Genomic DNA, 13229 nt, shown 5'->3' on the forward strand with positions numbered 1-13229 from the left:
GCCGTACGACGCTGCCCCGATCACCCCAGCCCGCGCGCCCAGTCCAGCAACGGCCGCCACAGCACCGTCTCTCCCGTCCGCCCGGCGACCATGCCGATATGCCCCGCCGCCGCATCGTGCCGCAGGGCGCCCGGCAGGGCCTCGGCCAGGGCGCGGGCGCTGTCGGGCGGCACGATGCGGTCGCGGTGCGGGATGGCGACGAAGGCCGGGCCGCGCCAGCGCGCCGGATCGACGGCCTCCCCCGCCACGCGCCATTGCAGGCGGGCCGGGGTGTTCTGGCCGTACCAGCCGCCCAGGCATTCCCGCGCCACCGGGGCGGGCAGGGGCACGCCGTCGTTCAGCCAGTCCTCCAGCGCCACGAAATGCGCCGCCCGCTCGGAACCCGGCTTCAGCCGGGCGAAGGCGCGGAACTTGCGCGCCACGCCGAACGGATCGAGCTGGGCGAAGAGGGTCTGGATGGCCTCGACCGGCAGGGTGCCGGTGGCGGCGAGGGCCGGTTCCAGCAGCGGCAGCAGGCCGGCGAGGCTGCGCGCGCGCGGTGCCTGATCCCCGGCATGGAAGTCCCAGGGCGTGGCGAGCAGGGCCAGGGCGCGCACCCGGTCCGGCCGCCGCATCGCCGCCGCCAGGGCCAGCAGCCCCCCCATGCAATAGCCGACCAGCACCACAGGCCCCGGCACCGCCGCCAGGGCGCGTTCCAGCCGCCCGGCGACGAAGCCGGTCAGGTCCATCCCCCGCTCCACATCGCCGGGATAGCCCCAGTCCAGCAGCAGGGGGCGCGCGCCCTGTCCCGCCAGCCAGGCCAGGATCGAATGCCCCGGCATCAGGTCCAGCACCCAGGCCCGGTTCACCAGGGAGGGCACGAAGAACAGGGTGGGACCGGAGGCCTCGCCCCGGCCGGGCGGCCCATGGTCCAGCAGCCGGCTGGCGCCTTCCTGCCAGAGGACCGGATGCACCGGACGTTCCGGGAGGGGTTCGTACCGGCGATAGGCCGCGAGTCCGCCGATCAGCCCCGAGTCGAGGTCGAAGAGGCGCCGCGCCACCGCGGCGCGCAGCTCATCGGCGTTTGACCCGGACGCGTCGAGGGCGCGCAGCAGGCGCAGCGCCTCCCGCCGGGTCCGGGCCGAGATCGGCCAGGCGCCGCTCCAGCTCTGCCACGCGTCGCAGGAGGACTTCGACGAGCGCGGCGGAACCATCGCCAGCGCCAGTTGCGCCCGCCACCCCGCCAGCAGGAGGTGGAGGGGCAGGGGACGCGGCCCCCGGCGGAAAGCCCCAGGAGGGTCCGTGTGGGGATTGGGCGCGGAAGAAGGCGGCGAAGGGGCCGAACTCATGCGGCGGTGCCATTCCGGCGGTGGGCCAACCCGCGGGCCATCCCATGGGTCCGCCGGGCGCCCCGCCGGGGGCGCCGCCCCAGCCTGCCGCGCCCTGCGACATCCAGGCGGCCAGCATCCGCGCCAGCTCCGGGTCGGTCATCCATCCGGCGATTTCCGTCTGCCACAGGGTGATCCAGTCCTCGGCCAGCTGTTCCAGCGTCCGCGCTTCATGCTCCCGATCCCCCTCATCGGGGTGCGACATCCATCCTCCTGCGCACAACCCTTTCGCGCCGCCGCATAGTGGGGCTAGCATGAAGCCCAAGGAACAGGGAGGGTGCCCACATGGTCGAACCCACGAGGCTCCGCGAAATGCCGGACGACGACACCGCCGGATCCAGCCAGGCGACCGGCCAGGGGCCGTCCCAGCCGGCGAAGCCGCCGGTGGTGGTGAAGAAATACGCCAATCGCCGCCTCTATAACACCGAGAGCAGTTCCTACGTCACCCTCGAGGACCTCGCCCAGATGGTCCGCGCCGGGCGCGACTTCGTCGTCTACGACGCCAAGTCGGGCGACGACATCACCCGCTCGGTGCTGACGCAGATCATCGTCGAGGAGGAATCGAAGGGCAGCGCCATGCTGCCGACCTCCTTCCTGCGCCAGTTGATCGGCCTCTATGGCGGCAACATGCAGACCGTGGTGCCGCGCTATCTGGAAACGGTGATGGCCGGATTCGCCCAGCAGCAGGAGCAGATCCGCCGCTCCATGGAGGCGATGGGCGGCCTGACCTCCTTCCCCACGCCCTTCGCCGGGTTCGAGGAGCTGAGCAAGCAGAACATGGCGATGATGGAACGCGCCATGACCCTCTTCAGCCCCTTCAGCGCCACGCGCCGCGAAGGCGCGGCCCCGCCGAGCGAGGTCGATCTGCTGCGCGAGGAACTGGCGGCGGTGAAGGAGGAACTGGCCAGGGCCAAGGCGGGGAAAGGCTGAGACGCTCTTTCAGCCGGCCGCGGGCTGGCCGTTCCGCCTGACCTGCGGCAACCTCCGTGCCATGCTGGCACGTCCTTTCCTGTTCCTGGCACCGGTCCTGATGGCCGGTGCCATCCTCGCGCCCCATCCCGCGCGGGCCCAGCCCGCCGAGGCGCCGCTCCTTCGCATCGGCCTGGCCGCGGAGCCGAGTGCCGCCGACCCGCACCATTACGCCCTGACGCCCAACAGCACCCTGCGGGCCCATCTCTTCGATGCCCTGACGGATGTGGACGCGGCGCTGAAGGTGGTGCCGGGCCTCGCCACCCGCTGGGAGCGGACGGATGACCGGAGCTGGGTCTTCCACCTCCGGCCCGGCGTGACGTTCTCCAATGGCGAGTCCTTCGGCGCGCCCGATGTCGTCTTCTCCTTCTGCCGCATCCTGAACAACAAGGATGAACTGGTCTCCTCCTTCTCGCAGATCGTGCGGCGCCTCGAATCGGTGGAGGCGAAGGGCGAGGACACGCTGCTGATCCGGACCCGGGTGCCGGAACCGCTCCTGCTCTCCGATCTTTCCGCCCTGGCCGTCATCCCGCGCTCGCTGGGGCGCAAGGAAGGCGTCCGCTTCGATGGCGGGACCGCCTGTGGCGGGGAGGCGCAGGGCCCCTGGCCGACGCAGGCCGCCTTCAACAGTGGCAGCGCCGCGATCGGCACAGGCCCCTATCGCCTGGCCACCTATGCGCGGGGCGAAGCCATCGTGCTGCGGCGGAACGAGCACTACTGGGGGCCGAAGCCGCACTGGGCCGAGATCCGGATGACCCCCATCACCCAGGCCGGGCCGCGCATGGCGGCGCTGCTGGCGGGGGACCAGGACCTGATCGAGTCGCCCGCCACCGCCGACCTGCCGCGCCTGCGCCGGGAGGCCCGGTTCGCCATCGCCGCCGCGCCCACCACGCGGCTGATCTTCCTGCAACTCGACACGGCCCGCGATCCGTCGCCCTTCGTGGAGGGGAGGAACGCGCTGCGCGATCCGCGCGTGCGGCAGGCGCTCTCCCTGGCCATCGACCGCAAGGCGCTGCAGGAGCGGATCATGGATGGCGGCGCCACCCCGGCCACCCAGTTCCTGCCGGACGGCATGCTCGGCACCATCCCCGGCCTGCCGGTGCTGCCCTACGATCCCGCGAAGGCGAAGGCGCTGCTCGCGGAGGCCGGCTATCCGGACGGCGTCTCGCTGACGCTGCACGCCACCAACAACCGCTACATCAACGACGCGCGCCTGGCGCAGGCCATCGTGCAGCAGTGGCAGCGCATCGGCGTGAAGGCGGAGCTCGACGCCATCCCCGCCGTCAGCTTCTTCGCCCGCCGCGGCAAGCGGGACTTCTCCGTCGCGATGGGCGGATGGAGCACGGATGCGGGCGAGACGCTGAACTTCTTCCGCTCCTGGCTCATCAGCACCGATGCCGCCAAGGGGCTCGGCACCAGCAATTACGGCGGCTGGTCGGACCCCGCCTTCGACCATGACGTCGGTGCCGCGCTGCTGGAGATGGATGAGGGCCGGCGCGCCACCCTGTTGCAGCAGGCCGGCCGCCGCGCCCTGGCGGAGATGCCCGTCATCCCCCTGCATTTCGAGAGCGCGGTCTGGGCGATGCGCAAGGGCCTGCGCTATCCCGGCCGCGTCGATCAGACGACCCTTGCGACGGAAGTGGAAGAGACACGATGACCCCCGGGAACTGCGCGCGGCCCTTTCCGCCCCTGGCCGGGCCTCCATCCCCTATACCGATCCCTTCAGCCCCGACCGGCCGCTGGTGCTCGAATGCTACCGCCCGGCCGCCCACCGGCCGGACAGCCCGGTGGTGCTGGTGCAGCACGGCATGGGCCGCAATGGCGACGAATACTGCGAGGCCTGGGTCCCCGCCGCCGACCGGCACGGGCTGCTGATCGTGGCGACAAGTTTTCCGGCGGCCTCCTGGCCCGGCTCGCGGCCCTACAACGACGGCCATGTGCTGGAAGAGGATGGCAGCCTGCGGCCGAGGGAGAACTGGTCCCAGGCCATTCCCGGCCGTGTCTTCGCCCTGTTGCGCGAGGCCGGGCTGACCACGCGGGACAAGGCCCATCTCTGGGGGCATTCGGCCGGCGGCCAGTTCGTGCACCGGCTGATGGCGACGCAGCCGCACGACATCTTCGAGGCGGTGGGCCCGGCCAATGCCGGCTGGTACACGCTGCCCACGCTCGACCTGCCCTATCCGCAGGGCCTGGCCGGCATCGGCCTGTCGCGCGAGGACGTGGTGCGGCTGCTCGCCTATCCCATGGTCCTCTTCGCCGGGGACCAGGACATCGAGACCCAGGCGGACAACCTGCCGAAGCACGAGGCGGCGCTGGCGCAGGGGCCGCACCGCTTCGCCCGCGCGCATCACTACCTGGCCCGTGGGCAGGCGGAGGCGGCGCGCCTGGGCGTCCCCTGCAACTGGCGGCTCGTGGTGGTGCCGGGCATCGGCCATGAGGGCATGCGCATGTCCGCCGTGGCGGCGGACTACTGGTTCGATGGCCGGATGCCCGAGGCGCCTGTGGCACCGCGCGCCGTGACGACGGAGCTCTGACGCCCCTCAGGACCGGACCCGCCCCCGGAGGCAGCGTGCCGCCGGGGGCGGGAGGCCGGCCTCAGCCGAGGCGCTGATAGGCCACCCGCTTCGCCCGCCCGCCATGGACCTCCAGCTCCCTGGGCGCCCCGGCCGCGTCGCGCAGCAGCCGCACGTCCAGCCAGCCATTCATCAGCGTGCCGGGCACATGCACGCGCACCACGTCGCCCTCCACCGGCTCCACCCGCCAGGGGCCGGCCGAGACCACCGGGCCGCGCAGCCGCACCGCCATGCCTCCGCCTTCCTCCGGCGCGATGGTCCAGACCGCGTCCATCTCCTCGCTGCGCCAGGTGCCGGCGAGGCCGGGCGGCAGGGCGGCGCCGGGGGCCACGCGGTGCCAGCGCGAGACATGCCCGGCATCCTGTTCCACCTCGATCAGCTCCCGCCCCAGTGGCCGGATGAACAGCGCGGTGCTGCTGGCGGGCGACATCAGCCGCCCGTCCGGCGCCGCCACGGCCTTCACGGCGAGGCCGTTCAGCGACAGCGTGGCCCCGCCATCCTCCGTCGCCGTGATGTCCAGCGTGGTGGTGCTGTCCGGGTCCAGGTAGCAGCCCGCCAGCGCCTCCAGCTCGCCACGCGGAGGCAGGGCCCGCGCCGGGCGGATGCCCGGCCGCTCCTCCAGGATCACGTCCAGCACCCGCTTCGCCAGCGCGCCGGGATCGGCGGTGCTGTCATTGGTGATGGCGATCACCGTCACCTCATGGCCGGGCACGCGCAGGAATTCGGTGCGGTAGCCGGGCCAGAGGCCGGAATGGCCGACCGTCCGCACGCCGCGATAGCTGCGCACGATCATGCCGCGCGCGTAGAAATTCTCCCGCCCGTTGTTGAAGGGCGTCTGTTCCGAGAGCGCGTCCAGCCAGTCCGCGCCCAGGCGCCGGGTGGTGAAGTTGCGGTCCCAGAGCGCCAGATCCTCGACGCCGGACACCAGCCCGCCCTCCCCGCCGATGCGGAAGCCGTGCGGCGCGCGCGCCCAGCCGCCGCCTTCCTGCGGGCGATAGCCGGTGGCCAGCCGAGGCACCGCCTCATAGGGGTCCTCCACCATCCGCGTGTCGCTCATGCCCAGCGGCGCGAAGATCCGCCGTTCCAGGAAGCCGGGCAGGGGCTCGCCGGACAGGTGCTCGGCGATGCGGCCGAGCAGCAGGAAGTTGCTGTTGCTGTAGAGGAAGCGGCCGCCGGGCGCGAAGTTCAGCCGGCGCTGGCGGCGGATGCCCTCCAGCAGCATGGCCTGGTCCACCGCCGTGCCGAGATCGGCGCCGCCCTGGCGCTGGATCTCCAGCATGTCGCGGATGCCGGAGGTGTTGTGCATCAGATGCGCGACGGTGATGCCGGGGTCGAGATCGGGCAGTTCCGGCAGGTGCCGCCGCGCTGGATCGTCCAGCGAGAGCTTCCCTTCCTCCCGCAGCATCAGGATCGCGGCGCAGGTGAACTGCTTGCTGACCGAGGCGATGCGGAAGCGGGTGCCCGGCCCGATCGGCACGCCGTGCTCGATGCTGGCGAGCCCCGCGCCCCGGTGCAGCACCAGCTCGCCCTTCCGCACCACGCCCAGCGCCACGCCGGGCCCCGCGCGGTCCCTCCAGGGGGCGAGCAGCGCGTCCACCCGGCGTTGCAGCAGCAGCGAATCCAGTTCCATGGGGCGTTTCCTCAGACCAGGGAGTCGAGCAGCGCGGCGATGAGGAGCCCCATCGCCGGCTTGCTGACGGTGCGGAAGGGCTCGGTTTCCGTCTGCGCGCGATGGACCACGACCAGGGCGAGGCCGGGCACCACCAGCAGGAGATGCCCGCCCCAGCCGCGCGCCGAATAGGCGTCGCGCGGCAGGATCACCCCGGGCAGGTGGATGCCGTCGCGGCAGAGCCACCACATGTAGCCATAGGCGCCGTCATCGCCCGCATCGGAGAGGGGCCGCAGGGAGGCGCGCACCCAGTCGGCGGGCACGAGCTGTTCCTCCCCCCATCGCCCCTCCTGCAGCCAGAGCTGGCCGAAGCGGGCGAGGTCGCGGGCCGAAAGGCGGATCGGATAGGCCGGGTGGAGGCTTTCGGGCGATGCCACATGAAAGGCGTCGCCGGCTGTGAAATCCTGCATCCCCAGCGGCCCGGCGAGGCGGGTGGCGAAGGCTTCCGGAATGCCCTGGCCGGTCATGCGCTCGTAGACCGTGCCGAGGGCGTTGAAGTCCCAGTTGTTGTAGGTCCAGCGCGTGCCGGGCGGATGGGCATGGCGCGGCGGCTTGATCCGCTTCATCCAGTCGCTCTCGTAGCCGGCCGGATGCATGATGCCGGAGCGCGCGGTCAGCAGGTCATGGACCGTGGCGCCGCGCTCCACGGGCGAGAGCCTTTCGCGGTCGTCGATGCCCAGGGATTCCAGCGTCGCCGACAGGTCCATCCGCCCCTCCGCCACCGCCATGCCGATCAGGGCGCAGAGGATGGACTTCCGGATCGACCGGATGTTCGCCTTCCAGGCCGGGTCGCCCATGGCGCCGACGGTGCGCCCTTCGCGCAGCACCAGCAGCCCCTCGCAGCCCAGGGACTGCGCGCGGTTCAGCACACGGGCGAAGCGGGTGGGATCGAAGCCGGCGGCGGCGGGGCTGGGCCAGGGCGTGCCGAAGGCGGGGCGGTTCATGGCCGCCATGGTGCCCCGGATCGCCGGAAAGGCGAGCCCTTGCCGGATGGGTTGTTCCGGCCTTGCCCTGTCCCGGGGGCAAGGCGCTGCCTTTCCCCCGGACCCCCTATCCGCCAGGACCCTGCGGGCCCTGGACCCGGTTCGTTGGCGCTGGCTGCCGGCCGAAGCACGCCGGAGAGCATGGCTCTCCGGCGACTGTGGGCGCCATAAGCGCGGACAGAGTGTTGTTTTTCTTTTCGGGAGCCCCGCCGGTCCACCTGTTCTTGGGGATCAATCTGCAGGCTGACGGTTGCCACCAGCGCCAGCGAAAGCCCGGGGTCCGGGGACCGGCTTCGGTCCCCGGCGGAGTGGGGGTCCCGGGGGCGAGGCGGAGCCTTGCCCCCGGGGGCAGCCACCGGCCGCGACGCCCAGGCCGGGAAGGCGCGGATCATGCTGGCAGGGCCAGGAAGTGCTCCACCGGCATGGCGCGCCCCCAGAGCCAGCCCTGGACCTCGTGGCAGCCGACCTGCCGGACCATGGCGAGTTCCGCCTCCGTCTCCACCCCTTCGGCCACCAGATGCAGGCCGAGCGCCCGGCCCATGGCGGCGATGGCCTGCAGGAAATCCGCCCCGCGCGGGCCGGTGGCGGCGGCCCGGACGAAGGATCGGTCGATCTTCAGCTCGTCGATCGGCAGGTCGCGCAGCCGCGACAGGGAGGAATAGCCCGTGCCGAAATCGTCGATGGCGATGCGGCAGCCGATCTGGCGCAGCGCCAGCAGATTGCGCTCCAGCGGCGCGGGCTCCCCGGACAGCGCGCCCTCCGTCACCTCGATCACCAGCCGGTCGCCGGAGGTCCGGCACCGCGCCAGCCGTTCCGCCAGCCCTGCCGCGAAATGCCCGTTGGCGAGGCAGACGGGCGGCAGGTTGATGCCGATCCGCCGCCCGGGGGCGAGGCGCGGCAGCAGGGGCACCACCCGTTCCAGCAGCCGGTCGGTCAGGCCGCGGATCATCCCGGTTTCCTCGGCCACCGGGATGAACTCGGCGGGCGGGACGAGGCGGCCATCCGCGCGGCGCCAGCGCAGCAGGGCCTCGCCGCCGGTCAGCGCCTTGCCGGCGGCGGTGTAGCGGGGCTGGATCTCGACGAAGAGGCCGCTTTCCGGCCCGGCATCGAGCATCCGGTGCAGGTCCTGGAACAGGGCGAAGCGGTGCCGGGTCGCCGCGCGCATCGGCGCGGCGAAGCGCCGGACCTGGCCGGAGGTCCCCTGCGGCGTCTGGGGGCGGGCCTCCAGCAGCGCCACCGTGGCGGCCTCCAGCAGCGCCTCGGCCGAAGGCCCGTCCTCCGGCGCCCTGGCCAGGCCGATGGCGAGGGCGGGCAGGGGCGTGCCGCCCGGCGCCAGGGCCATGCCCTCCATCGCCTCGCCGATCCGCGCCGCCAGGGCCTCGGCCCGGGCCTGGGCGGCGGGATCGGTCAGCAGGATGTCGAAGCCTTCCTCGCCCGAGCGGGCCAGCAGGGCATCGCCGGGCAGCAGGGGCGCGATCCGCCCCGCCACGGCACGCACGGCCTCCTGGCCCGTCTGCCGGCCGGTGGCGGCGACGATCTTGTCCAGCCCTTCCATCCGCAGCCGCAGCAGCGTGGCACTGGCGCCCGGCTGGTCGAGATGCGCGGCCAGCACCTCCCGCAACCGGCCATGGTTGGGCAGGCCCGTCAGCTCGTCCACATAGGCGAGGCGTTCGATGCGGGCGGCGGCGGCGTGCAGGGCCGTGTTGTCGCGGATCACCGCGACGAAATGCTGGCCCCCGTCCATCTCCAGCTCGGACAGGCTCAGATGGATCGGCACCGGCCGGCCGTCGCGGTGCCGCGCGATGGTTTCCCGCCCGACGCCGACGACGCGCGGCACCCTGCTTTCGTGGTAGCGCGCCATGTAGCCGTGGTGCTGGCCCGCCTCCTGGGAATTCACCAGGATCGCGACGTTGCGGCCCAGCAGCTCCTCCGGCGCCCAGCCCAGGATGTCGAGCATCTTGCGGTTGGCGTAGGTGATCCGGCCGGCCGCATCCGCCACCACGATGCCTTCCGCGACATGGTCCACCACGGCCCGGAAGCGATGGGTGGCGGCCTGGTCCTCGCCCGGATGCGGCATGGGGGGCGGTGCGGGGGACGGGGTGGCGGGTGGGGATGCTGCCATGGCCTCCGCCATGCCGTGCGGGCCGGTTCCGGCGGCCCGGGCCTCCCGGGAGCGGCCGGCCGCCTCATCCGCCATGCCGGTGCGTACCGGCTGGCTCCGGCACGCCGTGACAGAGGTCATTCAGGTTCCACAACTGAGGCGTGTTTCGATTTTCTTCTCCCATCCTACAGGATGCAATCCGAAAGGTTAACTCTGCATCCCGATCCGTACCCTTCCCACCGCCATCCAGGCGGCTTAATCCTGGCGCGACTTTCGGCCGGATGCCGGGCTCTTCCAGTGGTTCCCCAGGGCTTCGCGGCCCGGCGGCGTCTGGAAAGGCCGGCCACCCCGGCCGCGCCTCTGCCAGACAGCCGGAACGAGATGACCGACGCCGCCACGCCCGCCCGCTATGACTTCGCCGCTGCCGAACCGCGCTGGCAGGCGGAATGGGAGGCACGTGGCTGCTTCGCCGTTCCCGACGTGCCCGATGGCAGCAAGCCCAAGGCCTATGTGCTGGAGATGTTTCCCTACCCCTCGGGCAAGATCCATATGGGGCATGTGCGGAACTACACGCTGGGCGACGTGATCGCGCGGCACAAGCGCGCCACCGGCCATGCCGTGCTGCATCCGATGGGCTGGGATGCCTTCGGCCTGCCGGCGGAGAACGCGGCGCGCGACCGTGGCGTGCATCCGGCGAAGTGGACCTATGCCAACATCGCCAACATGCGCGCCGAGCTGAAGCGCATGGGGCTGAGCCTGGACTGGAGCCGGGAATTCGCCACCTGCGACCCGGAATACTATGGCCAGCAGCAGGCGCTGTTCCTGGAATTCTGGAAGGCCGGGCTGGTCGAGCGCAAGGAGAGCTGGGTCAACTGGGACCCGGTCGACCACACCGTGCTGGCCAATGAGCAGGTGATCGACGGGCGCGGCTGGCGTTCCGGCGCCATGGTCGAGAAGAAGTCGCTGAGCCAGTGGTTCCTCTCGATCACGAAGTTCGCGCCCGAGCTGCTGGAAGCGCTGGACGGGCTGGACCGCTGGCCCGAGCGCGTGCGGACGATGCAGGCGAACTGGATCGGCCGCAGCGAGGGCGCGCGGGTGCGCTTCGCGCTGGCGGAGCCGGTGGATGGCATCCCGGAGGTGGAGGTCTTCACCACCCGCCCGGACACGCTCTTCGGCATGAGCTTCCTGGCGGTCGCCGCCGAGCATCCGCTGGCCGCCGCGGCCGCGGCGCGCGATCCGGGGGCCGCTGCCTTCATCGCCGAATGCCGTTCCGCCGGCACCTCCGAGGCGGCGATCGAGCAGGCGGAGAAGCGCGGCTTCGACACCGGCTTCCGGGTCCGGCATCCCTTCATCGAGGGCGCCACCTTCCCCGTCTGGATCGCGAATTTCGTGCTGATGGAATACGGCACCGGCTCGCTCTTCGGCTGCCCGGCGCATGACCAGCGCGACCTCGACTTCGCGCGGAAATACGGGCTGGGTGTCATCCCGGTGGTGCTGCCGAAGGGCGGGGACGCCGCCTCCTTCACGGTGGGCGATACCGCCTTCACCGAGGACGGCGTGATGATCAACTCCGGCTTCCTCGACGGCAAGGACACCACCGCCGCCAAGCGCGCCGCGATCGACGCGCTGGAGGAGAAGGGCATCGGCCGCGGCGTGGTGAACTGGCGCCTGCGCGACTGGGGCGTTTCCCGCCAGCGCTACTGGGGCTGCCCGATCCCGGCCATCCATTGCGAGGCCTGCGGCGTCGTGCCGGTGCCGGCGGAACAGCTGCCGGTGCTGCTGCCGGAGGATGTGGACTTCTCGAAGCCCGGCAACCCGCTGGACCACCATCCGGGCTGGAAGCACGTGGACTGCCCGCGCTGCGGCGCGAAGGCCCGGCGCGAGACGGACACCTTCGACACCTTCGTGGACAGCTCCTGGTACTTCGCCCGCTTCACCGCGCCGCGCGCGGCGACGCCGCTGGTGGCGGAGGCGGTGAACCACTGGATGCCGGTGGACCAGTATATCGGCGGCATCGAGCACGCGATCCTGCACCTGCTCTATTCGCGCTTCTTCACCCGCGCGCTGCACAGCATGGGCAAGCTGGCCACGCCCGAGCCCTTCGCCGGGCTATTCACCCAGGGCATGGTGACGCACGCCTCCTACCGCGCCGCGGATGGCCGCTGGCTCTATCCGGAGGAGGTGGAGATCGCCCCCGACGGCAGCGCCACGGCGAAGGCGAATGGCGAGGCGGTGACGATCGGCCGTGGCGAGAAGATGTCGAAGTCGAAGAACAACACGGTCGATCCGGGTGCGATCATCGACCGCTTCGGCGCCGACACGGCCCGCTGGTTCATCCTCTCCGACAACCCGCCCGACCGTGACATGGAATGGTCGGAAGGCGGCGTCACCGGCGCGCACCGCTTCGTGCAGCGCCTGTGGCGGCTGGTGCACAACGCCGTGGGCGAGCTGCCCGCGCCGGGCACCGAGCCGGGCGATGCGGGGCGGGCGCTGCGCCAGGCGACCCACCGCACCATCGCGGCGGTGAGCGAGGCGTGGCGGAGCTTCGCCTTCAATGTCGGCGTGGCGCGCATCCACGAATTCGCCAACACGCTGGAGGCGGCGAAGGATGCCGATGGCGCGGCGCGGCGGGAGGGGCTGGAGGCGATGGCCCGCCTGATCGCCCCGGCCATGCCGCATCTGGCGGAGGAGCTGTGGTCCATGCTGCGTCCCCGGGGTGCCCTGGCGGGGAGAGGCTGGTGGCGGAGCTGGACTGGCCCGAGCCCGACCCGGCGCTGCTGGTGGCGGACAGCATGACGATCGCCGTGCAGGTGCTGGGCAAGCTGCGCGCCACCATCCAGGTGCCGGTCGATGCCGGGGAGGATGCGGTGCTGGCCGCCGCCGAGGCCGAGGAGAACGTGCGGCGCGCCATCGGCGGCAAGCCGGTGCGCAAGCGCATCTACGTGCCCGGCCGCATCGTCAACTTCGTCGTTTGAGGGGGAAAGACTTGCGCGATCGCTGGAGCAGGCGGGCCCTTCTGGGCGTGACGGCGGGTGGCGTGGCGGGGCTGCTGGGCGGTTGCGGCTTCCGTCCGCTCTATGCGCCGGGTGGCCAGGCGGGTGACCGGTCGGCCGCCGCCGGCGCCACGCGGGAGGAACTGGCCTCCGTGCAGGTCGCCCTGATCCCCGAGCGCAGCGGGCAGCTCCTGCGCCGGACGCTGGAGCACCGGCTCGGCACCGGCTATGGCGTGGCGCCACGCTACGACCTGCGGGCCTCCTTGCAGATCGGCGTGGAGCAGGAAGGCTTCCGCAAGGACGGTGCGGCCACCCGCTCCCGCTTCGTCGTCACCGCCCCCTGGCAGCTCTACACGGCCGCGGTGCCGCCGGTGCTGATCGCGAGCGGCGCCGAGACGAGCGCCGATGCCTGGAACCTGCCGGACAACCAGTTCTTCGCGGCCGATGTCGCCTCCGAGGCGGCGCAGCGCCGGCTGATCGACCTGCTTTCCGCCGATATCGTGGAGAAGGTCGCCATCGCCCTCTCGGCGCATGCGGCGGGCCGGAGCACCTGATCCGGCCTTCCACCGGGCGG

The 13229-nt window shown here is 72.1% G+C and carries 8 protein-coding genes and 1 pseudogene; 5 read left to right on the forward strand and 4 right to left on the reverse strand.

The genetic code is table 11. From position 1 onward, the window contains the following. Positions 1 to 20 precede the first annotated feature (20 nt). Positions 21 to 1193 (reverse strand): alpha/beta fold hydrolase, encoded by a 1173-nt coding sequence (locus tag MVG78_RS03595; protein ID WP_345892855.1) that lies wholly within the window; start codon positions 1191 to 1193, stop codon positions 21 to 23. 459 nt (positions 1194 to 1652) lie between these two features. Here MVG78_RS03595 and phaR point away from each other — a divergent pair, with 459 nt between their 5' ends. The 3 genes from phaR to MVG78_RS03610 all read left to right on the forward strand — a co-directional run bounded on the left by phaR (position 1653) and on the right by MVG78_RS03610 (position 4870). After that, positions 1653 to 2297 (forward strand): polyhydroxyalkanoate synthesis repressor PhaR, encoded by a 645-nt coding sequence (phaR, locus tag MVG78_RS03600; RefSeq protein ID WP_247558260.1) that lies wholly within the window; start codon positions 1653 to 1655, stop codon positions 2295 to 2297. Between the two features lie 61 nt (positions 2298 to 2358). Beyond that, complete coding sequence (locus MVG78_RS03605) at positions 2359 to 3993, forward strand: ABC transporter substrate-binding protein (protein WP_247558262.1); 1635 nt, start codon at positions 2359 to 2361, stop codon at positions 3991 to 3993. Continuing rightward, positions 3965 to 4870 carry an alpha/beta hydrolase family protein gene (locus MVG78_RS03610; RefSeq protein ID WP_247558264.1) on the forward strand — a complete coding sequence of 302 codons (906 nt, stop codon included), beginning with the start codon at positions 3965 to 3967 and terminating at the stop codon, positions 4868 to 4870. The genes MVG78_RS03605 and MVG78_RS03610 overlap by 29 nt, the downstream gene beginning before the upstream one ends. A gap of 61 nt (positions 4871 to 4931) precedes the next feature. Here MVG78_RS03610 and MVG78_RS03615 read toward each other — a convergent pair whose 3' ends face one another. The 3 genes from MVG78_RS03615 to MVG78_RS03625 form a co-directional block, all read right to left on the reverse strand. After that, complete coding sequence (locus MVG78_RS03615) at positions 4932 to 6539, reverse strand: serine hydrolase domain-containing protein (protein WP_247558266.1); 1608 nt, start codon at positions 6537 to 6539, stop codon at positions 4932 to 4934. A gap of 11 nt (positions 6540 to 6550) precedes the next feature. Further along, positions 6551 to 7522, reverse strand: coding sequence for a serine hydrolase domain-containing protein (locus MVG78_RS03620; RefSeq protein ID WP_247558269.1), 972 nt, complete (start codon positions 7520 to 7522; stop codon positions 6551 to 6553). Positions 7523 to 7949: 427 nt separating this feature from the next. Further along, complete coding sequence (locus tag MVG78_RS03625; RefSeq protein ID WP_247558271.1) at positions 7950 to 9803, reverse strand: putative bifunctional diguanylate cyclase/phosphodiesterase; 1854 nt, start codon at positions 9801 to 9803, stop codon at positions 7950 to 7952. Positions 9804 to 10043: 240 nt separating this feature from the next. On the opposite strand from MVG78_RS03625, the pseudogene leuS reads away from it, so the two are divergent. After that, a pseudogene (gene leuS, locus MVG78_RS03630) lies at positions 10044 to 12637 on the forward strand (leucine--tRNA ligase). An 11-nt stretch (positions 12638 to 12648) separates the two neighbouring features. Beyond that, positions 12649 to 13209 carry an LPS assembly lipoprotein LptE gene (locus MVG78_RS03635; protein ID WP_247558273.1) on the forward strand — a complete coding sequence of 187 codons (561 nt, stop codon included), beginning with the start codon at positions 12649 to 12651 and terminating at the stop codon, positions 13207 to 13209. The last annotated feature ends 20 nt before the right edge of the window (positions 13210 to 13229 follow it).

Source organism: Roseomonas gilardii subsp. gilardii (genome assembly GCF_023078375.1).
In the GTDB taxonomy this organism is placed as follows: domain Bacteria; phylum Pseudomonadota; class Alphaproteobacteria; order Acetobacterales; family Acetobacteraceae; genus Roseomonas; species Roseomonas gilardii.